Raw genomic sequence first — 21921 nt, forward strand, 5'->3', positions numbered from 1 at the left:
TCATCCCAGACGGGCCGAGCCGCCCGGGACGACGGCCAGCCGGCGACACGGCATACCGGCGTCGACGTCCCGGCCGGGGGGCAACCGCGGGCCTAGCCTGCGGGCGTGGACCACACGTTCCCGCCGGCCAGAGGGCTGGTGCAGGAGGTCGCGGCGCTGGGCGCCGCGGCCGACCTGGGCGAGCACGCCGCCACCGCCGTGCAGCGCGTCGACGCGCACGACCCGGTGCTGCAGGCGTTCGTGCCGGAGCCGGACCGGTGCGGCCGCGTCCTGGCCGAGGCCGGACGGCTGACCCGGCGCTGGTCTCGTGGGCCGGAACGGCCGTCGCTGTTCGGCGCCACGGTGGGGGTCAAGGACGTCGTGCGGGTCGACGGGCTGGCGACGACCGCCGGGTCGACGCTGCCGCCGAAGGTCCTCGCCGGGCCCGAGGCGACCGTGGTGCGCCGGCTGCGGGAGGCGGGCGCGCTGGTCCTGGGCAAGACCGTGACGGCCGAGTTCGCCCACGCCGCACCGGGACCCACCCGCAACCCGCTCGCGCTGGACCACACCCCGGGCGGCTCGAGCAGCGGGTCGGCGGCGGCGGTGGCGGCCGGGCTGGTCACCCTGGGGGTCGGCACGCAGACGGTGGGCTCGACGATCCGCCCGGCGGCCTACTGCGGCGTCACCGGCTACCGCCCCACGCACGGACGCATCCCGGTCGACGGGGTGATCGCCAACGCGCCGAGCTTCGACGTCGTGGGCCTGCTGGCACGTGGCGTCGCCGACGTCGCGCTGGCGGCGTCGGTGGTCGTGGACGGGTGGACGCCTGCGGTGGTGCCGGGCCGGCCGCTGGTGGTCGGGGTGCCCGAGGGGCCCTACCTCGACCTGGTGTCGGAGGAGGGGCGGGCCGGCTACGACGCGGCGCTGGAGCGGCTGCGCGACGCGGGCGTCGAGGTGCGACGCGTGCCGGCGCTGGGCGACCTCGAGGCGCTCGCCCAGCGACAGGTCGACGTCGGGCGCTACGAGATCGCGCGGACGCACGCGGTCTGGTTCGCCGCGCACGCCGAGCGCTACCGGCCCGAGACGGTCGCCGCGATCCGCCAGGGCCAGACGGTCACCCGCCAGGAGTACGACGAGGCGCTCGCCGGGTGCGCGGTGCACCGGGCCGGGCTCGTGGCGCGGATGGACGCCGAGGGGCTCGACCTGTGGGTGGCGCCGTCGGCGGTCGGCCCGGCGCCGAAGGGTCTGGCGGACACCGGCAGCTCGGTGATGAGCCTGCCGTGGAGCCAGGCCGGCCTGCCGGCGGTCGGGCTCCCCGCAGGGTGCGCGCCAGGCGGGCTGCCGCTGGGACTGCAGTGCGTGGCGCGCCCCGGGGCGGACGAGCAGCTGCTCGCCTGGGCCGAGGCCGTGCTCGAGCCGGCCCTGCTCAGCCGGCCGGCGCGGGGAGGATGTTGATCACCCTCGAGAGCACCACGACGATGACGGCCAGGGCGATGAGGGACTGCAGGGCCATCAGCGTCTTGGCCCGGCCGGTGAGCGGGGAGGTGTCGGCCGGGCTGAACGAGATCAGGTTGGTGAAGGCCACGTAGAGGTAGTCCCCGAAGTGGGGGATCCAGTCCGGCCCGCCGAGCTCCCGGTCGAGGGTCTGGGGGAACTGGAAGTCGGGGCGCTGCGCCGGGCCCCGGGCACGCGTCCAGGGACCTCCGCCGTCGACCTGCCAGTAGAGCAGGCCGAAGGTGAACATGTTGGTCGACAGGGCCAGGGCGCCCGCGACGAGGAGCCGGTTCGCGGTCAGCGCCGCGCCGTCCACGGGGTGGCCGTCGAGCACCAGGGAGACCAGGCGCGCCGCGCCGACCGTGTTGGCGCCGACCAGCACGCCGAAGAGGGTCAGCACCAGGGGGCGGGCGCCGCGGGGCACCGGTCCCGGCCGCGCGGCGATGACGACCATCACGGCCACGGCGGCGAGCTCGATGAGGGGCACCAGGGGGACCGGTCCGACCCGGAGCCGGGCCGGGACCAGGACCTGCGGCAGGATCGCGGCGACCATCGCCAGGATCGGCCACAGGTAGCTCTCCGGGGCCCGCGTGGTGGGCGGGTCGGGGTTGTCGGCACCCACGGCCCCATGGTCGACCCCGGGTCCGGTGGCCGACACCCCCAAAGGTGTCAGGCCGTGACGACGCCCGCGTCGCGGTCGCGCAGGTACTCCGCGTTGCCGCGCAGCGCCGCCTCGTAGCGCTTCACGTCGGCGGTGTCGATGTGGTCGGCGGCCACCTCGAGCAGCTCACCCACGGCTGCGTCGCTGCGCCCGGCGGCGTGGAGGTTCAGGGCCCGGAACAGGCGCAGCGAGGCGAACCCGGGGAACTGCTCGACGGCGGCGCGCGTGAACACGGCAACCGACTCGTCGTACCGCTCGAGGTTGCGCAGGGTGCTGCCGTACTGCAGCAGGCACTTGCGCAGGGTGTCGCCGGAGAGCCCCGCGTCCAGGGCCTGCTCGTAGTAGGTGACCGCCTCGTCCTCGCGGCCGGCGGTGTCGTAGGACCCACCGACCTCGTAGAGGACGTGGGCGTGGCCCGGGTGGCGGGTCAGCAGCTCCTCGAAGTACGCGATCGTCGGGCCCATGTCGTCGCGGTCCCGGGCGGCGAAGCCCCGCTCGATCTCGGCGGCCAGCTCGGGCGTCAGCTCCTGCTCGTTCATGCGGCCATGTCTAGCGGCAGCGACGTTGACACATCAACGGGTTTGCCCGGGTCAGGGCGCGACGCCCTCGGGCAGGGGTGCCCCCTCCTCGGTCGGCGGGGCGACCTGCTGGCGCGCGGTCTCGGCCAGCGCGATCCCCACCAGCACCACGACCGACCCGAGCACCTGCACCGGGGCCAGTGCCTCGCCGAGCAGCACCCACGCGACGATGCCGGCGCCGACCGGCTCCAGCATCCCGACCAGCCCGGTCCGGGCCGCGCCCAGGTGCGTCACGGCATACAGCACGAGCAGGAACGGCACCACCGTGCCGAGCAGGATGACCCAGAGGACCAGGACCCACAACGGCGCCGCGCCGGGCACCGCACCCGGCAGCTCGACCGCCTGCCTCATCCGGCCGAACGGGAAGGTCCACCAGGGCTGCACGACCGCCCAGAGCACCGCCGAGAAGCCGAAGCTGAAGCCCATCAGGGAGATGGGGTCGCGCTGGCGCTGGCCGGCCTCGCCCATGAGGTAGTACGTCGCCAGCGCCGCGCCGGCGCCCACCGCCGAGACCAGGCCGAGCGGGTCGAGCACCATGCCCTTCCAGAACTGGGCGACCAGGGCCAGGCCGCCCAGCGCACAGGCGAGGCCGAGCCAGAGCCGGGAGCGCACCGGCTGGCGCTGCACGAACCGCACCCACAGCGCGACCATCAGCGGTGCGGTGTACTCGAACAACAGCGCGACCCCGACCGGGAGCCGTTGCAGCGCCACGAAGTACAGCCACTGCACCATCGCGATGCCGGTGATGCCGTAGGCGACGAGGAAGCCCAGCTCGCGCCAGCCCACCCGCAGCGCGCGGGGTCGGGTCGCGGCGGTGATCCCGAGCAGCACCAGCGCGGTGCCGGCGCTGCGGACCGAGACCAGCTCCAGCGAGGACAGCCCGTGCTGGAGCACGACCTTGCTCACGGTGCCGTTGACGGAGAACAGCACCGCCGCGACGACCGCGACCACCAGGCCGGTCGAGGCGCGGGGCTCCCGCGTCATCTGCGGGTCGCGGCCAGCTCGGCCGCCACGTGCGCGACCACCCCGTGGCACGCGGCGCGGACCTCGGCCAGGCAGCGCTGGAACTCGGCCTCCCCGCCGTGCCACGGGTCGTCGACCTCCAGGGTCCCGGCCGCGACCGCTTCTTCGTCGAACTCGCGCATCAGCCGGACCTTGTCCTGGTCGGCCGCCGTCGGGGCCCGCCGCTGCAGCTGCCGCACGTGCCCGAGGTCGGCTGCCAGCACGAGGTCGAGCTCCTCGAACCGCTCGGGGAGGAACTCGTGCGCGACGTGCGCGGACCCGTCATACCCGTGCTCGTCCAGGGTGCGCACGGTGCGCGGGTCGGCGCCCTCGCCCTCGTGCCAGCCGCCGGTGCCGGCCGAGGTCACCTCGACCAGGGCGTCCAGCCCGGCCTCCTCCAGCAGCGACCGCAGGATGACCTCGCCCATCGGCGAGCGGCAGATGTTGCCGGAGCAGACGAAGCAGACGCGGTATGCCGGGGTGCGGGTCATGCGGTCATTCAACCCGAAGCCACGCCGGTGCCTCGGCCCGGAACCGCTCCGGCTCCCAGCGGCCGGCGCCCTCGGGCACCCAGCCCAGCAGCGGGGCGCCGGTGACGGCGGGCAGGTCGTCCAGGTTGCAGCGCATGGCCAGGTCGGGGTCCTCGGGCCAGGAGCCGATGACGAAGCCGAGGCAGTCCAGCCCGCGGTGGCGCAGCGCCTCGGCGGTCAGCGCGCTGTGGTTGAGCGTGCCCAGCCCGGCGGTCGCGACGACGAGGAAGCCCACGCGCGCACCCCGGGCCTCCAGGGCGGTGCCCAGGTCGGCGATGGTGGCGCCGTCGGAGTCCATGCGCACCAGCAGGCCGCCGGCGCCCTCGACGAGGACGACGTCGGCGCTGCCGTCCCTGATGAGGTGCATGACGGAGTCGGCGTGCTCGGCCACGGTGGGGATCTCCACGCCGGCGACCCGGGCGGCCGCGTCGGGCGCCAGCGGGTCGGGCAGCCGCACCAGCTCACGGGCGCGCACGTCGCCGGCCAGGGCGGCGACCTCGTCGACGTCGCCGGGCTCGCCGGGCTGCAGCCCGGTCTGGGTGGCCTTGACGACGGTGACGCGGAGTCCCCGGTGGAGGAGGCTGGCGGCCAGCGCCGCGGTGACGACGGTCTTGCCGATCTCGGTGCCGGTGCCGGTGACGACGATGACGGGGGGCAGGTCAGGCACGACCGGTCACCTCCCGCAGCACCTTGGCGGCCAGGGCCAGCTCGTCGCGGGTGTGGTGCGCGTGCGCGGTCAGCCGCAGCCGGCTCGTGCCGTCCGGTGTCGACGGGGGACGGAAGCACCCGATCCGTATGCCGTGCCCCGCGGCCTCCTCGACCGCGGCCAGGGCTTCGTGGGGCCCGGGCATCGGCACCGACAGCACCGCCCCGGCGGGGGCGTCGACGCCGCACGCCTCGGCCAGGGTGGCCGCGTTGGCGCGCACACGCGGAGGAAGCTCGGGGTCGTGCCGCAGGGCCCGCAGGGCGCCGAGGGCGGCGCCGGCGGCGGCAGGCGCGAGGCCGGTGTCGTAGATGAAGGTGCGGGCGGTGTTGGCCAGGTGCTCGCGCACCGCAGGGTGACCGAGGACCGCCCCGCCCTGCGCCGCCAGCGACTTGGACAGCGTCGCGGTCAGCACCACGTGGTCCAGCCCCGTCAGCCCGAGCGCGGCAGCCAGGCCCTCACCGCGCTCGCCGACGACGCCGAGGCCGTGCGCCTCGTCGACCAGCAGCACGGCGTCGTGGCGGCCGGCCAGGTCGGCCAGCTCCACCAGCGGCGCGGCGTCACCGAGGACGCTGTAGACCGACTCGACCACGACCACGGCCCTGCGCTGGGACCGGTCGCGCAGCAGCCGCTCGACGTCGGCGAGGTCGTTGTGCGCGGCGACGGCGACCTGCGCCCGGGACAGCCGGGCGGCGTCGATCAGCGACGCGTGGACGTGGGCGTCGGAGACGATGAGGGTGTCGGCGTCGGTCAGGGCCGTCACGGCGCCGAGGTTGGCGGCGTAGCCGGTGGAGAACACCAGGGCAGCGGCGCTGCCGGTGAGGTCGGCCAGCTCGCGCTCGAGCCGCTCGTGCAGGTCCAGCGAGCCGGTCACCAGGCGGGAGGCGCCGGCGCCGCCGCCGTACTGCCGGGCCGCGGCGACCGCGCTGGCGATGACGTCGGGGCGGTGCAGCAGCCCGAGGTAGTCGTTGCCGGCCAGGTCGAGCAGGCCGCCATGGCTCGCCGGGGTGTGGGGCACCAGGTGCCGGGTCAGGCCCAGGCGCTCCCGCTCGGCGGCGCGGGCCACCAGGTCATCGAGGAACCAGCTCACCCGCCAAGGGTGCCCCACGCCGGGCCGCCTCCCGTCCACGGGGTCACCCCCTGGACGCACCCACCCACCGCGCCCAGGATGCCCAACCACCCCGCCGAGTGGGACGTTCCTCAGGCTTGGAGAGGCCTCCAAGCCTGAGGAACGTCCCACTCGGGGATGAGAGAACGGGTTACGCGCCGTGGACCTCGGCGACGGCGCCGACCAGGGCCGAGCAGATCGTGGCGACGTCCTCGGCGGTGCTGACGTAGGGCGGCATCGTGTAGACGAGGTCGCGGAACGGGCGCACCCACACCCCGCGCTCGATCGCGGCGGCGGCGACCTCGGCGGTGCGCACCGGCTCGTCGAGCTGGATGACGCCGACCCCGCCGAGCACCCGGACGTCCCTGACGTGCGGCAGGTCGGCGGCCGGCTTGAGCCCGCGAGCCAGCCCCTCCTCCAGCCGCGCCACCTGGGCCGACCAGTCGTTGGCCTGGAGCAGGTCCAGGCTGGCCAGGGCCACCGCGCAGGCCAGGGGGTTGGCCATGAACGTGGGTCCGTGCATCAGCGCGCCGGACGCGCCGCCACTGACACCGCGGGCCACGTCCGAGGTGCACAGCACCGCGGCGAGGGTGAGGTAGCCGCCGGTCAGCGCCTTGCCGACCGTCATCACGTCGGGCACCACGCCGCAGCGCTGCGCGGCCCACAGCGTGCCGGTGCGCCCGAAGCCGGTCGCGATCTCGTCGAAGATGACCAGCGCGCCGTGCTCGCGGGCCAGGCTCGCGAGCACCTGCACCGCATACGGGCTGTAGACGTGCATGCCGCCGGCGCCCTGGAGCAGCGGCTCGACGACGACCGCCGCGATGTCGTCGGCGAAGCGGGCGTAGAGCTCGCGGGTGGCGCGCTCCCACTCGACCATCGCCGGGTCGTCGGGGCCGACGTCGAGGCCGGCCGGCGGGCGCGGGGCGAAGACCTGCTCGGGCAGCACCCCGGTGAACAGCGTGTGCATGCCGCCGACCGGGTCTGTGACGCTCATCGGCGCGAACGTGTCGCCGTGGTAGCCGCCGAGGATGGTGAACATCTTGCGGCGCGGGCGCCCGGCGTTGACGTGCAGCTGCCACGCCATCTTCAGCGCGACCTCGACCGAGACCGAGCCGGAGTCGGCGAAGAACACGTGCTGCAGCGGCGACGCGTCCGCGCCCTCGGGCCGCGGCGCCAGGTCGATGAGTCGCCGGCCCAGCTCGACCGCCGGCTCGTGGGTCAGCCCGCCGAACATCACGTGGCTCATCCGGGAGAGCTGCTGGTGAGCCGCGGCGTCGAGCTGCGGCACGGCATACCCGTGGACCGCGCACCACCACGAGGACATCGCGTCCACGACCTCGCGGCGCTCCCCGGAGGGCAGGCGCAGCCGCAGCCGCACGCCGCCGGCCGACTCGACCAGGTGCGGGGTCGAGGGCGTCAGCGCCGAGGAGTACGGGTGCCAGAGGTGGTCGCGGTCGAACGCGAGCAGGTCGTCGAGGTCGCTCATCGCCACCGATTGTGCTGTATGCCGCGTGGCTGGCTTCGCGGGCACCGGGGACCGAGACTGGGGCTGTCGATTCCGGCGCGGCCCGTTCGTCGAGGTCATGTCCGAGCACACCGACTGCCGACAGGAGAACCGCGATGGCTCAGTACCTGGTCCTGATCTACGAGAACGAGTCCGGCTACGACAACCCCGACCCGAGCGTCTGGCAGCAGGCGATGGAGGCGCACAACCGGTTCGCCGAGCAAGTGGTCGAGCTCGGCGGGCAGGTCCTGGGCGGCAACGCGCTGCAGCCGACCGCCACCGCCACCTCGATCCGCGGCGACGTGGTCACCGACGGCCCGTTCGCGGAGACCAAGGAGGCGCTCGGCGGCTTCTACCTCATCGAGGCCAAGGACCTCGACCACGCCCTGCAGATCAGCAGGCTGTGCCCGGCGCCGTTCGGTGGGGTCGAGGTGCGCCCGGTCATGGAGTTCCCGGAGCAGGGCTGATCGCTTGGCAGCGCAGCGTGAGCTGGTCCGCGAGGCGCTCGCGGAGGCGCACCGGCGCGAGTGGGCCCACGTGCTCACCGCGACGGTGCGCCTCACCCGCGACCTCGACCTGGCCGAGGAGTGCTCGCAGGAGGCGTTCCTCACCGCCGTCGAGGCCTGGGAGCGCGACGGGGTGCCGCGCAACCCGGGCGCCTGGCTGACCACCACGGCCAAGCGCAAGGCGCTCGACGCGCTGCGCCGGGCCTCGACGCTGCGCACCAAGCTGCCCCTGCTGGTCGAGCCCGAGATGACCGAGGACGGGCCGGGCGAACGGCCGGACGGCGGCGACATCGCCGACGACCGGCTCCGGCTGGTGTTCACCTGCTGCCACCCGGCGCTGGCCCGTGAGGCGCAGGTCGCCCTCACCCTGCGGCTGGTCTGCGGGCTGACCACCCCGGAGATCGCCCACGCCTTCCTGGTCAGCGAGCCGACGATGGCGGCGCGGGTGACCCGGGCGAAGAAGAAGATCACGGCCGCGCGCATCCCCTACCGGGTGCCGGAGACCCACGAGCTGCCCGAGCGGCTCGACGCGGTGCTGACCGTGGTGCACCTGGTCTTCACGACCGGGCACACCGCACCCTCCGGCGACACCCTCGTGCGGCCCGACCTCGTCGCCCGCGCCCTCGACCTGGCCCGGGTGCTGCTCGAGCTCATGCCCGACGAGCGGGAGGTCCGCGGCCTGCTCGCGCTGCTGCTGCTGAACGACGCGCGCCGGGCCACCCGCGTCGACGATTCCGGCGAGCTGCTGCTGCTGGAGGACCAGGACCGCAGCCGCTGGGACCGCGAGCAGGTGGCGGACGGGCGGGTCCTGGTCATGGACGCGCTGCGCGGCGGCCGGCCGGGGCGGTTCGCCCTGCAGGCCGCGATCGCCGCGGTGCACGCCGAGGCGCCGAGCTGGGGCGAGACCGACTGGCGGCAGGTGGTCGGCCTCTACGACCTGCTGCTGCAGGCCTGGCCCTCCCCGGTCGTCGCCCTCAACCGGGCCGCGGCGGTGGCGATGCGCGACGGGCCGGACGCCGGCCTGGCCGCCCTGGACGCCCTCGACGCCGGTGCGCTGGCCGGCTACCGCTACCTGCCGGCCGCCCGGGCCGACCTGCTGCGGCGGCTCGGCCACGCAGGGGAGGCGGCCACGGCATACCGGCAGGCCCTGGACCTGACCGACAACGCGGCCGAGCGGGCGTTCCTGCAGCGGCGGCTCGCCGAGGTCGGCGGCTGACCGGCAACAAGGGGAAGGGTTGACCACGCCCGGATGTGGTCAACCTTTCACCCGGCACTCGTCCACCTGAGGGAACCGCCCCGGGGGACGCGTGGCGATGCTGGCGCCATGGTCGTGCGACGACGGCACACGGTGGCGTTCGGCGGGGCGGTCGGCCTGGTCGCGGTGTGCGCGCTCGGGGGCTACCTCGGCGGCTGGGCGTGGACGGGCTTCCGGGGCAACACCCTCTGGGACTGGCTGCACCTGATGGTGCTGCCGGTCGTGCTGGCGCTGCTGCCCCTGTGGCTGCGGACCCACACCCGCCTGGAGCTGGTGTGGGTCCTGGCCCTCGGCCTGGCCGGGCTGGTGTTCGTCGTCCTCGTGCTCGGCGGCTACGTCCTCGGCTGGGCGTGGACCGGCTTCCGGGGCAACACCCTGTGGGACTGGCTCGAGCTGCTCGTCGTGCCGTTCGTGCTGCCCGTGGTGCTGCTGCAGCTCAGCCGCGAGGAGGAGCGGCTCACCGACCCCAGGTCGACGTCTCGCTGACCCCGTGCTCGACGCAGGTGGCGCTCCAGCCGCCCGGCGTGACCTGCACCTTCATCCGGCGCCGGCACGCCACGCAGTAGCGCGGCGGCTCCAGCTCCAGCGCCCGGGCGCACGCGCCGTGGTCGCCCTCGGCCGCTGCCTCACCGCAGCGGCCGCACCAGACGGGGGCACCCGTCATACCGGTCGTGGTCACGGGTGTCAGAGGGTCGCGTTGAGCGCCTTGATCGGCATCTTGAGGTCGTCCAGCAGCGCCAGGTCGTCCTTGGGGTCGCGGCCCAGGGTGGTCAGGTAGTTGCCGACGATGACCGCGTTGATGCCGCCGAGCAGGCCGTTCTTGGTGCCCAGGTCGCCCAGGGTCAGCTCGCGGCCGCCGGCGTAGCGCAGGATCGTGCGGGGCAGGGCCAGGCGGAACGCCGCGATGGTGCGCAGCGCGTCGTTGGCCTCCATGACCGGCAGGTCGCCGAACGGCGTGCCGGGCCGCGGGTTGAGGAAGTTCAGCGGCACCTCGTGCGGCTCGAGCTCCCCGAGCTGGGCGGCCAGCTCGGCGCGCTGCTCGACGGTCTCGCCCATGCCGACCAGCCCGCCGCAGCACAGCTCCATGCCGGAGTCCTTGATCATCTGGCAGGTCTCCCAGCGCTCCTCCCACGTGTGGGTGGTGACGACCTGGGGGAAGTAGGACCTGCCGGCCTCGAGGTTGTGGTTGTAGCGGTGCACGCCCATGTCGCGCAGGTCGTCGACCTGCTCCTGGGTGAGCATGCCCAGGCTGGCGGCGACCTGGATGTCGACCTCGGCGTGGATCGCCTTGACGCCCTCGCGCATCTGGCTCATGAGGCGCTCGTCCGGCCCGCGCACCGCTGCGACGATGCAGAACTCGGACGCGCCGGTCTCGCGCGTCTGCTTGGCCGCCTTGACCAGCTCGGGGATGTTCAGCCACACCGAGCGCACCGGGGAGGTGAACTGCCCGGACTGGCTGCAGAAGTGGCAGTCCTCGGGGCAGCCGCCGGTCTTGAGCGAGACGATGCCCTCGACCTCGACGTCGGGGCCGTTGTACTTCATCCGGACCTCGTGGGCGAGCGCCAGCAGCTCCTCGAGCTGCTCGTCCGGGGTGTTCAGCACGGCCAGGATCTGCTCGTAGCGCAGCGCCTCGCCCCGCTCGAGCACCTGCTCGCGCGCGACGGCCAGAATGTCAGTCTCAACGGCAGTCATGGTCACCGATTGTGGACCACCCCCGCGGTATGCCGTGCCGCAGGTCCGCTGGATGGCCTCCCGAGGGCGGGTGGCCGGGAGGAGAGGCGCCGGTGACGGAGGTCGACTTCACCCACGCGGCACCGGTGCCGACGGACCTCGACGTGGCCTGGGTGCACGGGTCGCGGCGCGGCCACACGGACCCGCCCATCCAGGTGCACAAGGCCGACCCGCACACGGTGGTGCTGCGCCAGAGCAAGGACGTGGACTACGAGGGGCCGTTCCTGTTCCTGCTGTTCGGCAACGAGCGTGCCGTGCTGTTCGACACCGGGGCCACCGCCGACCCGGCACGGTTCCCGCTGGCCGACACCATCGAGGCGCTGGTGGTGGAGTGGCTGCGCGAGCACCCGCGCCAGGCGTACGAGCTCGTCGTCGCGCACACGCACGCGCACGGTGACCACGTCGCCGGTGACGTCCAGTTCGCCGGGCGGACGGACGTGACCGTGGTCGGGACCGACCTGGCCGCGGTGCAGGACTTCTTCGGGTTCACCGACTGGCCGGCGCAGGTCGTGACGCTGGACCTCGGCGGCCGGGTGCTGGAGGTGACCGGCATCCCCGGCCACCACGAGGCCTCCGTGGCGGTCCACGACCCGTGGACCGGGTGGCTGCTCACCGGTGACACGGTCTACCCCGGCCGGCTCTACGTGGAGGACGTGCCGGCGTTCCTCGACAGCCTGGACCGGCTCGTGGCGCTCGCGAGCTCACGTCCGGTGACCGCGGTGCTGGGCTGCCACGTGGAGATGACGAGGACGCCGGGGCGGGACTACCCGCTCGGGGCCACCTGGCAGCCGGACGAGGCGCCGCTGCAGATGACCGTCGAGCAGCTCGTGGCGGTGCGGGACGCGGCCCGGTCGGTCGCGGACAGGCCGGGGGCGCACGCGTTCGACGACGTGGTCGTCTGGAACGGGCCGTGCCGGGGAGCCGCGCTGCGGCACCGGGCCCGGCTCGCGGCATACCGGCTGCGCACCTGGCTGGCGACCGGCTGACCTGTGCGCACGTTGCTGACCTTTGCGCACGTTGAGGTCGCCGGATCGCCCGTCACGGGGCCTGGCAGCGACCCCTTCTTGCGCAAGGGCGGGTCATTCCGGCTCGGCGGTGGCCCCCGCGTAGAAGTCCTCGTCGTCCGGCAGGCTCTGGCTCTGCTCGATCACGTCGGCCTCGTTGGCCTCGTCCGTCGGCAGGGCGGTCAGCGGACGGTCCGTGTCCGCCTCGGCCTCCTCGTCCTCGGACTCCGGGGCCCAGGGCTCCTGCTGCTCGGCGGCGTCGGGCTCGGGGACCTGCTGCTCGACGTTGTCCTCGGGAGACGGGCTCACGGTGACTCCTTCCGCGGGGTCGGTGTCCGACCCATCGTGCGCCTCCAGTCCTGCGCGCGCCACCCGCCCTACGTCCCGTCGGGGGTCAGGTGAAGGCCAGGGCGACGAGGGCCACCGGCACCGCGATGACGGCCGCGGCGAAGGCGTACATCAGCGCCGACAGCCCCCGGGCGGGCCGCTGCGCAGCGGCCAGCAGCTCCATCCGGGCCAGCGCCGTCCCGCCGCCCGCGGCCATCGCGGCCTCGGGGTGGCGGCCCTGCGCGAGCGTGACGAGGGCGCGCGCCACCGGGGTGACGCCGGCGACGCGCACGGCCGCCCGGTCGGCGAGCACCTCCACGAGCAGCCGCACCTCGGTCAGCGCGGCCTCGCAGCGCAGCCACGGCGGGACCGCGCGGTGCAGCACCGCGAAGAACTCCAGCACCAGGTCGTGCCGGGCGCGCAGGTGGGCCCGCTCGTGGGCGAGGACGGCCGCCAGCTGGTCCGGGGGCAGTGACTCCAGCGCCCCCCGGGTGAGCACGACCCGGTGCCGCAGGCCGGGCAGGCAGTAGGCCGTCGGCGTCGGGTGCGCCAGCACCCTCACCGTGCCGTCGCGGTCCGTGACCCGGCCGGCGCCGGCGTCGCCGGGCAGCCCGAGCAGGTCGACCAGCTCCCGGTGCTCGCGCCGCACGGCCCGCAGCCGGGTGCCGACCCGGTGCCCGGACCACAGCAGCCGCAGCAGCATCGCGGCGGAGAGCGCCAGGGCGAGCCCGCCGACGACGGAGTGGCCGGAGCCGGGGCCGGCGGTGGCGGGCAGGACGGCGGGCCCGGCGGCCAGCGCGGCCAGGACGGCGGCGAGGGAGACGCACTGCCAGACCACCAGCGCCGGGCGGGGCGAGCGGCGGAAGCCGGTGCGCCGGGCCATGACCCGGGGCGCCGCGCCGGCGAGCACCAGGGCGACCAGCACGAGGGCCGCGACGACCAGCACGGTCAGGCGGGGGGTGCGTCGCGGCGGGCCTCGAGCGCGGCGAGGGCGGCTCGCAGGTCGGCGATCTCGTCGGCGGAGGCCTCGTCGAGGAAGTGCACCATCGCGGCGCGGCGGTCGTCGGCGCCCAGGCCACCCAGCGCGTCTCGCAGCGTGCGGGCCGTCAGCTGCTCGCGGGAGCCGAGCGGGGCGTAGCGCCATGCCCGGCCGTCGCGCTCGCGCTCGACCACGCCCTTGCGGGTGAGCCGGTCCAGCACGGTCATCAGGGTCGTGTAGGCCAGGTCCCGCTCGGCGCCGACCACGTCGTGGACCTCGCGCACCGTCGCGGGCCCGTCGCCGTTCCCGGTCCGGGTCCACAGGTGCTCCATGACGGCCCGCTCGAGCTCGCCGAGCCGCGGGGTGGGGTCAGTGGCCATGCTCAGGAACCTACCTCCGCCCGGTGGGTGGTCCCGCCCAGGTCGACCACCCGGTCGAAGCCCTCCAGGCTGTCCAGGCGGTGGCTGACCATGACCACGGTCCGCCCGCGGGAGGCGTCGAGCAGGTCTGAGACCACGGCCTCGGCGGTCGGGTGGTCCAGGTGGGCGACCGGCTCGTCCAGCAGCAGCACCGGCCGGCCGGAGAGCAGGGCCCGCGCGATGCCGAGGCGGGCGCGCTCGCCGCCGGAGACGCCACGCCCGCCGGCGCCGAGCACGGTGTCGAGGCCTTCCGGCAGGCCGGCGAGCCAGTGCCCCAGCCCGGCGTCGAGCAGGGCCACGCCGATCTCGTCGTCACCGCAGCCGGGGCGGGCCAGGCGCAGGTTCTCCCGCAGGCTGCTGGCGAAGACGTGCGGGGTGTCGTCGACCACGGCGAACAGGGCGCGGGTCTGCTCCAGGTCCAGGCCGCGTACGTCGTCCCCGTCCAGCTCGTAGCGGCCGGAGCGGGGGTCGAGCGCCCGCGCGAGCACCGCCAGCAGCGTGGACTTGCCGGACCCGTTGGGGCCGACGACGGCGACGTGCTCCCCGGGCTCGAGGTCGAGGTCGAGGGGGCCGAGCTGCGCGCGGTCCCCGGCCCAGGCCGCGGTCACCCGGCGCAGCCGCAGGCCCGGCACCGCGCCGTCGGCGGTGGGCACCGGCCAGTCGCCGCTGTCCCGCACCGCCGGCTCCTGCTCGAGCAGGGCCTGGAGCCGCTCGGCGGCGGCCAGGGACCGGGCGCGGGCGCTCATGGCGTCGGGCAGCACCGCGAGGGCGTCGCCGACCGCGAGGGGGGTCAGCACCAACAGCGCCGCGACCGGCCCGGCCAGGTCCGCGCGGGCGGCGAGCACGGCGGAGGCGACGGTGGCGCCGGCGGTGAGCAGCAGCAGGCTCCCGACCCCGACCGAGCGCACCCGGCCCTGCCGGGTGGTGGCCCGGACCAGATCCTCGTGGGCCGCAGCCAGCCACCGGCTCGCCTGCTCGGTGCCGCCCACCGCCTGGAGCTCCAGGGCGTTGCCGGAGACGAGGGCGGAGACCCGGGCGACCTCGGCGCGGGCCCGCAGCGACACGGCATACGTGCTGCGCTCGGCGCGCCACAGGCCGCCGGCGAGCAGCCCGGCCAGCCCCACCTGGGTGGCCACGACGGCCCCGGCGTCGGGCAGCACGAGCACGGTGAGGGCCGCGGCGACGCTCGCGGCGAGCAGGGCCGAGAGCACCGGCACGGTGACCCGGACCTGGGCGTCGACCTCGTCGTCGAGGTCGCGCACGGCCCCGGTCAGCACCTCGGAGCGGCCGCGTCGGCCGAGCCGGGCGGGGGTCAGCGGGACCAGGCGGCGGTAGGTGCGGGTCCGGCGTTCGGCGAGGTCGCCGAGGGCGGCGTCGTGGGAGCGCAGCCGCTCCAGGTAGCGGAAGGCGGGGCGGGCGATGCCGAAGGCGCGGACCGCGACGATCGCCGTGAGCAGGGTGAGGATGACCGGGCGGGCGCTGGCCGAGACGATGAGCCACCCCGAGGTGGCGGTCAGGGCGATCCCGGACGCGGTCGCGGCCGCGCCGATGAGCCCGGCGCGCAGGATCGGGGGCGTGGACCGGGTCATCGCGTCACGGTCCTCGGGGCCGGCGTCAGGGCGACGTGCGCGTCGGCGTGCTCGAGCAGCTCGGGCCGGTGGGTCACGGCCACCACGACGCGCTCCTCGGCCAGGTCGCGGATCGCCTGGTGCGCGGTGGTCGCAGCGTCCTGGTCCAGGTGGGCTGTGGGCTCGTCGAGCAGCACCAGAGGGGCGCTGCTCAGGAGCACGCGGGCCAGGCCGAGCCGGGCGCGCTGCCCCGCGGACAGGCCGAACCCGTCGTCGCCGATGCGGGTGCCGAGGCCGTCGGGCAGGCCGGCGACGAGGCCGTCGAGGCCGACCTCGCGCAGCGCCTCCCACAGCTGCTGGTCGCCGGTGCCGTAGCGGGCGCCGAGCAGCAGGTTGTCCCGGATCGTGCCGGCCGACAGGAACGGCTGCTGGGTGAGCAGGTGCGCCCGGGGCGCCTCGACGTGGCCGGCGGTGGGGGTCCGCAGCCCGGCCAGCAGCTCCAGCAGGGTCGACTTGCCGCAGCCGGACGGCCCGGTCACCACGGTCAGCCCGGGCCGGGCGTCGAGGTCCACCGCGGTGAGGGTGTCGCTGCTCGCGCCGGGGTGGCGGTAGGCCAGGCCGGTGGCCCGGGCCTGCGGTGCGGCGCCCTGGGACGGAGCCTGCGACGGCCGCTCCAGCTCGCTGAACGCCTCCTCCAGTGCGGCGGCGCCGTCGGCGGCGGAGTGGAACTCGGCGCCGACGCGGCGGATCGGCCAGTACGCCTCGGGCGCCAGCAGGATCGCGGTCAGCGCCGGCCCGAGCGGCATGTCGCCACCCGCCAGGCGCAGGCCCACTGTCACCGCGACCAGGGCCACGGAGATGGTCGCCAGCAGCTCCAGCGCGGCGGAGCTGAGGAAGGCCAGGCGCAGGGTCTGCATCGTGGCCCGGCGGTGCCGCTGGCTGACCGTCTCGATCGAGTTGGCTTGGGTGCGGCCGCGGCCGTAGGCGACGAGGGTCGGCAGCCCGCGGACCACGTCGAGGAAGTGACCGGACAGGGTGGCCAGCGCCCGCCACCGGGCGGCGGTGGCATCTGCCGTGGTGCGTCCGATCAGCGCCGCGAACAGCGGCAGCAGGGGGACGGTCAGCAGCACGACGAGCGCGCTGGGCCAGTCGACGAAGGCCAGGGTGAGGATGGCCATGGCCGGCACGACGGCGGCGTGGACCAGGGAGGGCAGGAAGCGCGCCACATAGGGCTCGACGGAGGTGGCGCCGTCGGTGGCCAGGGTCAGCGCCCGGGAGCTCTCGGGCCGCTCCTCGGCCGGGCGTCCCAGCCAGGTGGCCAGCAGGCGCTCGCGCAGGGCGGTCGAGACCCGCGAGCCGGCCCGGGTGGCGGTGGCCTCGATCCCGGCGGCGAGCAGGCCGCGCACCGTGAACAGCGTCGCGACCGCCAGGGCCGGTCCGGTCAGCGACCGCCCGTCCACCACGGCGACCACGAGCGCGGACACCGCGAACGCCGTCGCCACGGTCGCCGCGCCCTGGACCACGCCGAGGCCGCCGAGCGCCGCCACGGCACGGCGGGCGCTCGGCAGCAGGCGCAGCAGGCGCGGGTCGAACGGGCGCATCAGCGACTCGGTGCCGGCGCGGTCGGCGGGACCGGGCTGCTGCCGGGGGCGTGCGGGGCCGACGGCGCCGGGGCGGTACCGCTGGCCGCGGGGATGTGCCGGGTGCCGATCCGCCGGCGGAAGACCCAGTAGGTCCACGCCTGGTAGGCCAGCACCAGCGGGGTGAAGACCGCGGCGACGATCGTCATGATCTTCAACGTGTATGCCGTGCTGGACGCGTTGGTCACGGTCAGCGAGAACGCGGGGTTGGTCGAGCTGGGCATGACGTCGGGGTAGAGCGCGAGGAACAGCGAGGCCACTGCCGCGCCGATCGCGACGAACGTGCCGACGAACGCCCAGCCCTCGCGGTCGCGCCAGGAGGCGAACAGGCCGGCCAGCAGCGCCACCGCGGCGGCTCCGGCGGCGACCCACGAGGCAGCCGAACCGGTCTGCGCGTTGAGGGTCACCAGCAGCGCCACGGCCAGCGCGGCGGCCACCAGGCCCACCCGCACCGACAGCTCCCGCGCCTGGCGCCGGATGTCCCCCTCGGTCTTGAGCGCCACGAAGATCGCGCCGTGGGTGAGGAACAGCGCCACCGTGGTCAGCCCGCCGAGCAGCCCGACCGGGTTGAGCAGGGTGAACAGGTTGCCGGTGTACTCCTTGGCCGCGTTGATCGGCACGCCCCGCACGATGTTGGTCAGCGCGACGCCCCACAGCAGGGCGGGGACCACCGAGCCGACGACGATGGCGACGTCCCACCGCCGGCGCCAGGCCGGGTCGTCGACCTTGCCGCGGTAGTCGAAGCCGAGCGCACGCACGATCAGCGCGACGAGGATGAGCAGCAGCGGGAGGTAGAACCCGCTGAACAACGTGGCGTACCAGATGGGGAACGCCGCGAAGGTCGCCCCTCCCGCGGTCAGCAGCCACACCTCGTTGCCGTCCCAGACGGGGCCGATCGTGTTGAGCAGCACGCGCTTGCGGGTCTCGCCGTCCTCGCCGCGGCCCAGCACCGGCATGAGCATGCCGACGCCGAAGTCGAAGCCCTCGAGGACGAAGTAGCCGGTCCACAGCACCCCGATGAGGATGAACCAGACGGTGGTGAGCTCCATGGTCTCTTTCCTGCTCTCTCGTGCGGTGGCTCAGTAGGCGAAGACGAGGGGTGCGTCCTCGTCCCGCTCGGACGGCGGCACCGGCGCCTCGACCGGCTCGGCGCCCTTGGCGATGTAGCGCAGCAGCAGCTTCAGCTCCACCACGGCGAGGCCGCCGTAGAGCAGGGTGAAGGCGATCAGCGAGGTCCAGACCTCACCGGCGGACACGCTGGGGGACACGCCGTGGGCGGTGGTCATGACGCCGAACACGATCCACGGCTGGCGGCCCATCTCGGTGAAGATCCAGCCGAAGCTGTTGGCGAACAACGGCATCAGCGGCACGGTGTACACCGCCCACAGCCAGCGGCGGTCGACGGGCAGGCGCCCCCGGCGGGTGGACCACAGCACGGCCAGCGCGATGAGGGTGGCCAGGATGCCCAGGCCGATCATCAGCCGGAACGACCAGTAGGTCACCGGGATCACCGGGGTGTAGCCGCTCTGGCTGAACGTCAGCGCGCTGCTGTTGGCGCCGTAGGTCTGCTGGTAGCTCGCGCGCAGCTCGTTGATGCCCTGCACCCGCCCGTCGAAGTGGCCGGTGGCCAGGAAGCTGAGCAGGCTCGGCACCGTGATGGCGAACTTCTCCTGCGAGCCGTCGAGCGAGCCGACGGTGAACAGCGAGAACGGCGCGTTGTGGTTTGCGGTGGTGTAGAGCGCCTCGGCCGCGGCCATCTTCATCGGCTGGACCTCGGTCATGACCTTGCCCTGCAGGTCGCCGGAGACCATCACGCCGACCGCCGCGACGAGGGTGACCCAGGCGCCGGCGCGGGTGGCGGTGCGGTACATCGGGCGCTCGCCGCCGGGGGTCCGCCGGCGCAGCACGTGCCAGAGGCCGACGGCCATGACGAACGCGCCACCGACCATGTACGACGCGATGATGGTGTGCGGGAAGGTCACCAGCTGCACCTTGTTGGTGAGCACCGCCATGAAGTCGGTCAGCTCGGCGCGGTGGGTGGCCGGGTTGAGCCGGTAGCCCACGGGGTGCTGCATCCACGAGTTGGCGGCGAGGATGAAGTAGGCCGACAGCAGGGTGCCGACGTGCACCAGCCCGATGCTCGCGGCGTGCAGCTTGCGGGGCAGCTTGTCCCAGCCGAAGATCCACAGCCCGAGGAAGGTCGACTCGAGGAAGAACGCCAGCAGTGCCTCGATCGCCAGTGGGGCGCCGAAGATGTCGCCGACGAAGCGGGAGTAGTCGCTCCAGTTCATGCCGAACTGGAACTCCTGGACGATGCCGGTGACCACGCCCATCGCGAAGTTGATCGTGAAGAGCTTGCCGAAGAACTTCGTCAGCCGCAGGTACTCGTCCTTGCCGGTGCGCAACCACGCGACCTGCATGCCGAAGACGACGGCGGACAGGCCGATCGTCACCGGCACGAAGAAGAAGTGGTAGACGGTCGTGATGGCGAACTGCCATCGCGCGATGTCGACGGTTCCCAAGACTGCTCCCGCGATCGGTGGAGTACTACCGGGCGTAGTAGATACTACGACGCGTAGTAGATCCCCGTCGCAGCCTCCACGACAACCGTGTCCGACATCACCGGCGGCGTCGCTGGACCAAGGTCCTCAGGGGGCGGGGACCACCGTCACCGGTTCGCCCACGCTCCCGCGGACCGTGAGGTTCGGGGGTGTGTGGGGGGTATGCCGGGGGGCCGGCTCGCGTCGTCGTCGCGCCGTCGGACCGTGGCTGGCGGTGGCGTTGCCGTTCGCGGCGGTGGCCGCGCTCAACCTGGCGGGGGTGACCTTCAGCCCGGCCTGGCGCCACGGCTACGACCTGGCCATCTACCGCGAGTCGGTCCAGGCCTGGTGGGCGACGGGGTCGCCATACGGCTGGGCTACGGAGCGGGGCCTCGGCTTCACCTACCCGCCGGTGGCGCTGCTGGCCTTCGCGCCATGGGCGCTGCTGGACCAGTCCGTGGCGTGGGTGCTCTGGGTGTTGCTCATCGCGGTGGCAGGGACGGCCTTCTGCCGGTGGTGGTCCCGGCTCGTCGCACCGGGTGCCTCCCTCGCGACGCTGTCCCTGGGGGCGGCCGTCCTCGCGGTGACCGACCCGGTCAACGACGCGATGGCCCTCGGCCAGGTGAGCCCGTTCATCGGGGCGGCTGCGGTCGCCGCGGTCGCCGCGGTCCCGTCCCGCGCCGGTGCGTGGGCAGCGGTCGGTGCGGCGGTGAAGATCACCCCGCTGGCCGACCTCGCCGCCTTCTGGTTCCAGCCGGACCGGGTGCGCCGCACGGCATACGCACTGGGGGCGGCCCTGGTGCTGACCCTGCTCGGGGTGCTGCTGGCCCCAGCCGCCTCCTGGACCTACTGGACCTCGGCGCTGTGGGACACCCGACGGGTCGGCCGCACCGGCTCGGCGTCCAACACCTCGCTGCCGGGGCTGTTCGCCCACGCCGGGCTGGCCGACCGGCCCGCGCTGCTCGCGGGGGTGGGGCTGACGGCGCTGCTGGCCGTGGGGTGGTGGGCGCTCGCGCTGCGCCGGCGCCGCGCCGACCGGCTCGACCTGGCGCTCGCCGCCGGCGTCCTCACGCTGCTGGCGACGCCGGTGTCCTGGTCGCACCACGGCCTCGCGGTCTGCCTGGGGTGGGCGACCCTGTCCCTGCGGGGCCGCCGGCTGCTCGCCCTCGCCGGGACGGTGCTGTGGACGCTGCCCGTGTTCGAGCTGGCCGGCCGGCTCGACGGACCCCTGCGGCTCGCGGTGCAGTCGGTCCGTCCGCTGAGTGCGGTGCTGCTGCTCTGGCTCCTGGCCGGTGCCCGGTCGCGGGTCGGGGAGGACGGGGCCGCCCCCGACCCGCGAGCGTCCGTGGCTCAGGCGTCGGGATAGCCCTTGGGGTTCTGCTGCTGCCAGCGCCACGTGTCGGCGCACATGTCGTCGATGCTGCGCTCGGCCCGCCAGCCGAGCTCGGCGTTGGCGCGCGAGGGGTCGGCGTAGGACACCGCGATGTCGCCGGCGCGACGGGCGACCACCTCGTAGGGCAGCTCGCGGCCGACCGCCCGCTCGAAGGCGTGCAGCATCTCGAGCACGCTGGTGCCCGTGCCGGTGCCGAGGTTCCACGTGCTGACCGGCTCGTCGGTGCTGGCCAGCTTGTTCAGCGCGGCGACGTGGCCGGCGGCGAGGTCCTCGACGTGGATGTAGTCGCGCAGCCCGGTGCCGTCAGGGGTGTCGTAGTCGTCGCCGTAGACCTGCAGCTTCTCCCGGCGACCGACGGCGACCTGCGCGATGAACGGCACGAGGTTGTTGGGGATGCCCTGCGGGTCCTCGCCGATGGTGCCCGACTCGTGCGCACCGACGGGGTTGAAGTAGCGCAGCAGCGCGATCCGCCAGCCCTCCTCGGCCGCGGCGACGTCGCGCAGGATCTGCTCGATCATCACCTTGGTCCAGCCGTAGGGGTTCGTGGCCGACGTCGGGCGGTCCTCGGTGGCGGCCTCCTGGTCGGTGCCGTAGACCGTGGCCGACGAGCTGAAGACGAGCTTGTCCACGCCGTGGCGCCTCATCGCGCGCACGAGCGAGAACGTGGAGACGAGGTTGTTCTCGTAGTACTCCAGCGGCTTCTCCACGCTCTCGCCGACCGCCTTGAGCCCGGCGAAGTGGATCACCGCGTCGATCTGCTCGTGGGCGAACAGGTGCTCGGTCTTGTCGTGGTCACGCAGGTCGAAGGCGTGCACCGGCAGGTGCTGTCCGGTGATGGCCTCCAGCCGGTTCACCACCGCCGGCTTGGAGTTGGCGAAGTTGTCGACGACGAGGACGTCGTGACCCGCGGCGATGAGCTGGACGACTGTGTGGGAGCCGATGTAGCCGGCTCCTCCGCTGACGAGTACGCGCATGCGGCCAAAGTATGCCGTGGGGCCCG

23 protein-coding genes are annotated in these 21921 nt (G+C 74.4%); 6 read left to right on the top strand and 17 right to left on the bottom strand.

Features of this window, described 5'->3' with window-relative positions; all coding sequences use genetic code 11:
* Positions 1 to 105: 105 nt before the first annotated feature.
* Positions 106 to 1434, top strand: a complete 1329-nt coding sequence (locus FB474_RS17470) for an amidase (protein ID WP_221632661.1) — start codon at positions 106 to 108, stop codon at positions 1432 to 1434.
* Here the strand turns inward: FB474_RS17470 and FB474_RS17475 are convergent.
* From FB474_RS17475 to FB474_RS17505, 7 genes are all read right to left on the bottom strand, one after another.
* Positions 1406 to 2095, bottom strand: coding sequence for a DUF1345 domain-containing protein (locus FB474_RS17475; RefSeq protein ID WP_141790149.1), 690 nt, complete (start codon positions 2093 to 2095; stop codon positions 1406 to 1408). The genes FB474_RS17470 and FB474_RS17475 overlap by 29 nt on opposite strands.
* A 47-nt stretch (positions 2096 to 2142) precedes the next feature.
* A complete protein-coding gene (locus FB474_RS17480) occupies positions 2143 to 2673 on the bottom strand; it encodes a tetratricopeptide repeat protein (protein WP_141790150.1) in 531 nt (176 codons plus the stop codon).
* Positions 2674 to 2724: 51 nt separating this feature from the next.
* Positions 2725 to 3696 (bottom strand): EamA family transporter, encoded by a 972-nt coding sequence (locus tag FB474_RS17485; protein ID WP_141790151.1) that lies wholly within the window; start codon positions 3694 to 3696, stop codon positions 2725 to 2727.
* Positions 3693 to 4205 (bottom strand): low molecular weight protein-tyrosine-phosphatase, encoded by a 513-nt coding sequence (locus FB474_RS17490; protein ID WP_141790152.1) that lies wholly within the window; start codon positions 4203 to 4205, stop codon positions 3693 to 3695. The genes FB474_RS17485 and FB474_RS17490 overlap by 4 nt, the downstream gene beginning before the upstream one ends.
* 4 nt (positions 4206 to 4209) lie before the next feature.
* A complete protein-coding gene (gene bioD, locus FB474_RS17495) occupies positions 4210 to 4911 on the bottom strand; it encodes a dethiobiotin synthase (protein ID WP_221632662.1) in 702 nt (233 codons plus the stop codon).
* Positions 4904 to 6037 (bottom strand): 8-amino-7-oxononanoate synthase, encoded by a 1134-nt coding sequence (locus tag FB474_RS17500; RefSeq protein ID WP_141790153.1) that lies wholly within the window; start codon positions 6035 to 6037, stop codon positions 4904 to 4906. The genes bioD and FB474_RS17500 overlap by 8 nt, the downstream gene beginning before the upstream one ends.
* A 169-nt stretch (positions 6038 to 6206) precedes the next feature.
* Complete coding sequence (locus FB474_RS17505) at positions 6207 to 7541, bottom strand: adenosylmethionine--8-amino-7-oxononanoate transaminase (RefSeq protein WP_141790154.1); 1335 nt, start codon at positions 7539 to 7541, stop codon at positions 6207 to 6209.
* A gap of 134 nt (positions 7542 to 7675) precedes the next feature.
* On the opposite strand from FB474_RS17505, the gene FB474_RS17510 reads away from it, so the two are divergent.
* From FB474_RS17510 to FB474_RS17520, 3 genes are all read left to right on the top strand, one after another.
* The gene (locus FB474_RS17510) at positions 7676 to 8026 is read left to right on the top strand and encodes a YciI family protein (RefSeq protein ID WP_141790155.1); all 351 of its coding nucleotides are present in this window, start codon (positions 7676 to 7678) and stop codon (positions 8024 to 8026) included.
* A gap of 4 nt (positions 8027 to 8030) precedes the next feature.
* Entirely contained in the window at positions 8031 to 9281 is a 1251-nt protein-coding gene (locus FB474_RS17515) for an RNA polymerase sigma factor (protein ID WP_141790156.1), read from the top strand.
* Between the two features lie 108 nt (positions 9282 to 9389).
* Positions 9390 to 9806, top strand: a complete 417-nt coding sequence (locus tag FB474_RS17520; protein WP_141790157.1) for a hypothetical protein — start codon at positions 9390 to 9392, stop codon at positions 9804 to 9806.
* On the opposite strand, the gene bsaP is transcribed toward FB474_RS17520, so the two are convergent.
* Together bsaP and bioB are read right to left on the bottom strand one after the other, a co-directional pair.
* A complete protein-coding gene (gene bsaP, locus FB474_RS17525) occupies positions 9778 to 9999 on the bottom strand; it encodes a biotin synthase auxiliary protein BsaP (RefSeq protein ID WP_246092590.1) in 222 nt (73 codons plus the stop codon). The two genes, FB474_RS17520 and bsaP, sit on opposite strands and share 29 nt — an antisense overlap.
* Before the next feature lie 5 nt (positions 10000 to 10004).
* Entirely contained in the window at positions 10005 to 11012 is a 1008-nt protein-coding gene (gene bioB, locus FB474_RS17530; RefSeq protein ID WP_221632663.1) for a biotin synthase BioB, read from the bottom strand.
* Between the two features lie 92 nt (positions 11013 to 11104).
* Here bioB and FB474_RS17535 point away from each other — a divergent pair, with 92 nt between their 5' ends.
* A complete protein-coding gene (locus tag FB474_RS17535; RefSeq protein WP_246092591.1) occupies positions 11105 to 12037 on the top strand; it encodes an MBL fold metallo-hydrolase in 933 nt (310 codons plus the stop codon).
* Between the two features lie 93 nt (positions 12038 to 12130).
* On the opposite strand, the gene FB474_RS17540 is transcribed toward FB474_RS17535, so the two are convergent.
* The 7 genes from FB474_RS17540 to FB474_RS17570 form a co-directional block, all read right to left on the bottom strand.
* Positions 12131 to 12364 (bottom strand): hypothetical protein, encoded by a 234-nt coding sequence (locus FB474_RS17540; protein WP_141790159.1) that lies wholly within the window; start codon positions 12362 to 12364, stop codon positions 12131 to 12133.
* A gap of 85 nt (positions 12365 to 12449) precedes the next feature.
* Complete coding sequence (locus tag FB474_RS17545; RefSeq protein WP_221632664.1) at positions 12450 to 13328, bottom strand: M56 family metallopeptidase; 879 nt, start codon at positions 13326 to 13328, stop codon at positions 12450 to 12452.
* 2 nt (positions 13329 to 13330) lie between these two features.
* On the bottom strand, positions 13331 to 13741 hold the full coding sequence (locus tag FB474_RS17550) for a BlaI/MecI/CopY family transcriptional regulator (protein ID WP_141790160.1): 411 nt from the start codon (positions 13739 to 13741) through the stop codon (positions 13331 to 13333).
* A gap of 2 nt (positions 13742 to 13743) precedes the next feature.
* On the bottom strand, positions 13744 to 15369 hold the full coding sequence (gene cydC, locus FB474_RS17555) for a thiol reductant ABC exporter subunit CydC (protein ID WP_141790161.1): 1626 nt from the start codon (positions 15367 to 15369) through the stop codon (positions 13744 to 13746).
* On the bottom strand, positions 15366 to 16949 hold the full coding sequence (cydD, locus tag FB474_RS17560) for a thiol reductant ABC exporter subunit CydD (RefSeq protein WP_141790162.1): 1584 nt from the start codon (positions 16947 to 16949) through the stop codon (positions 15366 to 15368). Before cydD ends, cydC begins: the two co-directional genes overlap by 4 nt.
* Positions 16949 to 18037: a cytochrome d ubiquinol oxidase subunit II gene (gene cydB / locus FB474_RS17565; RefSeq protein ID WP_141790163.1), complete on the bottom strand. Its 1089-nt coding sequence runs from the start codon at positions 18035 to 18037 to the stop codon at positions 16949 to 16951. The genes cydD and cydB overlap by 1 nt, the downstream gene beginning before the upstream one ends.
* A gap of 30 nt (positions 18038 to 18067) precedes the next feature.
* Positions 18068 to 19510, bottom strand: coding sequence for a cytochrome ubiquinol oxidase subunit I (locus tag FB474_RS17570; protein ID WP_141790164.1), 1443 nt, complete (start codon positions 19508 to 19510; stop codon positions 18068 to 18070).
* 253 nt (positions 19511 to 19763) lie between these two features.
* Here FB474_RS17570 and FB474_RS17575 point away from each other — a divergent pair, with 253 nt between their 5' ends.
* Positions 19764 to 20894, top strand: a complete 1131-nt coding sequence (locus tag FB474_RS17575) for a glycosyltransferase family 87 protein (protein ID WP_185746246.1) — start codon at positions 19764 to 19766, stop codon at positions 20892 to 20894.
* On the opposite strand, the gene galE is transcribed toward FB474_RS17575, so the two are convergent.
* On the bottom strand, positions 20879 to 21895 hold the full coding sequence (gene galE, locus FB474_RS17580) for a UDP-glucose 4-epimerase GalE (RefSeq protein WP_141790166.1): 1017 nt from the start codon (positions 21893 to 21895) through the stop codon (positions 20879 to 20881). The genes FB474_RS17575 and galE overlap by 16 nt on opposite strands.
* Positions 21896 to 21921: the final 26 nt, after the last annotated feature.

This window comes from Oryzihumus leptocrescens (genome assembly GCF_006716205.1).
Lineage (GTDB): Bacteria > Actinomycetota > Actinomycetes > Actinomycetales > Dermatophilaceae > Oryzihumus > Oryzihumus leptocrescens.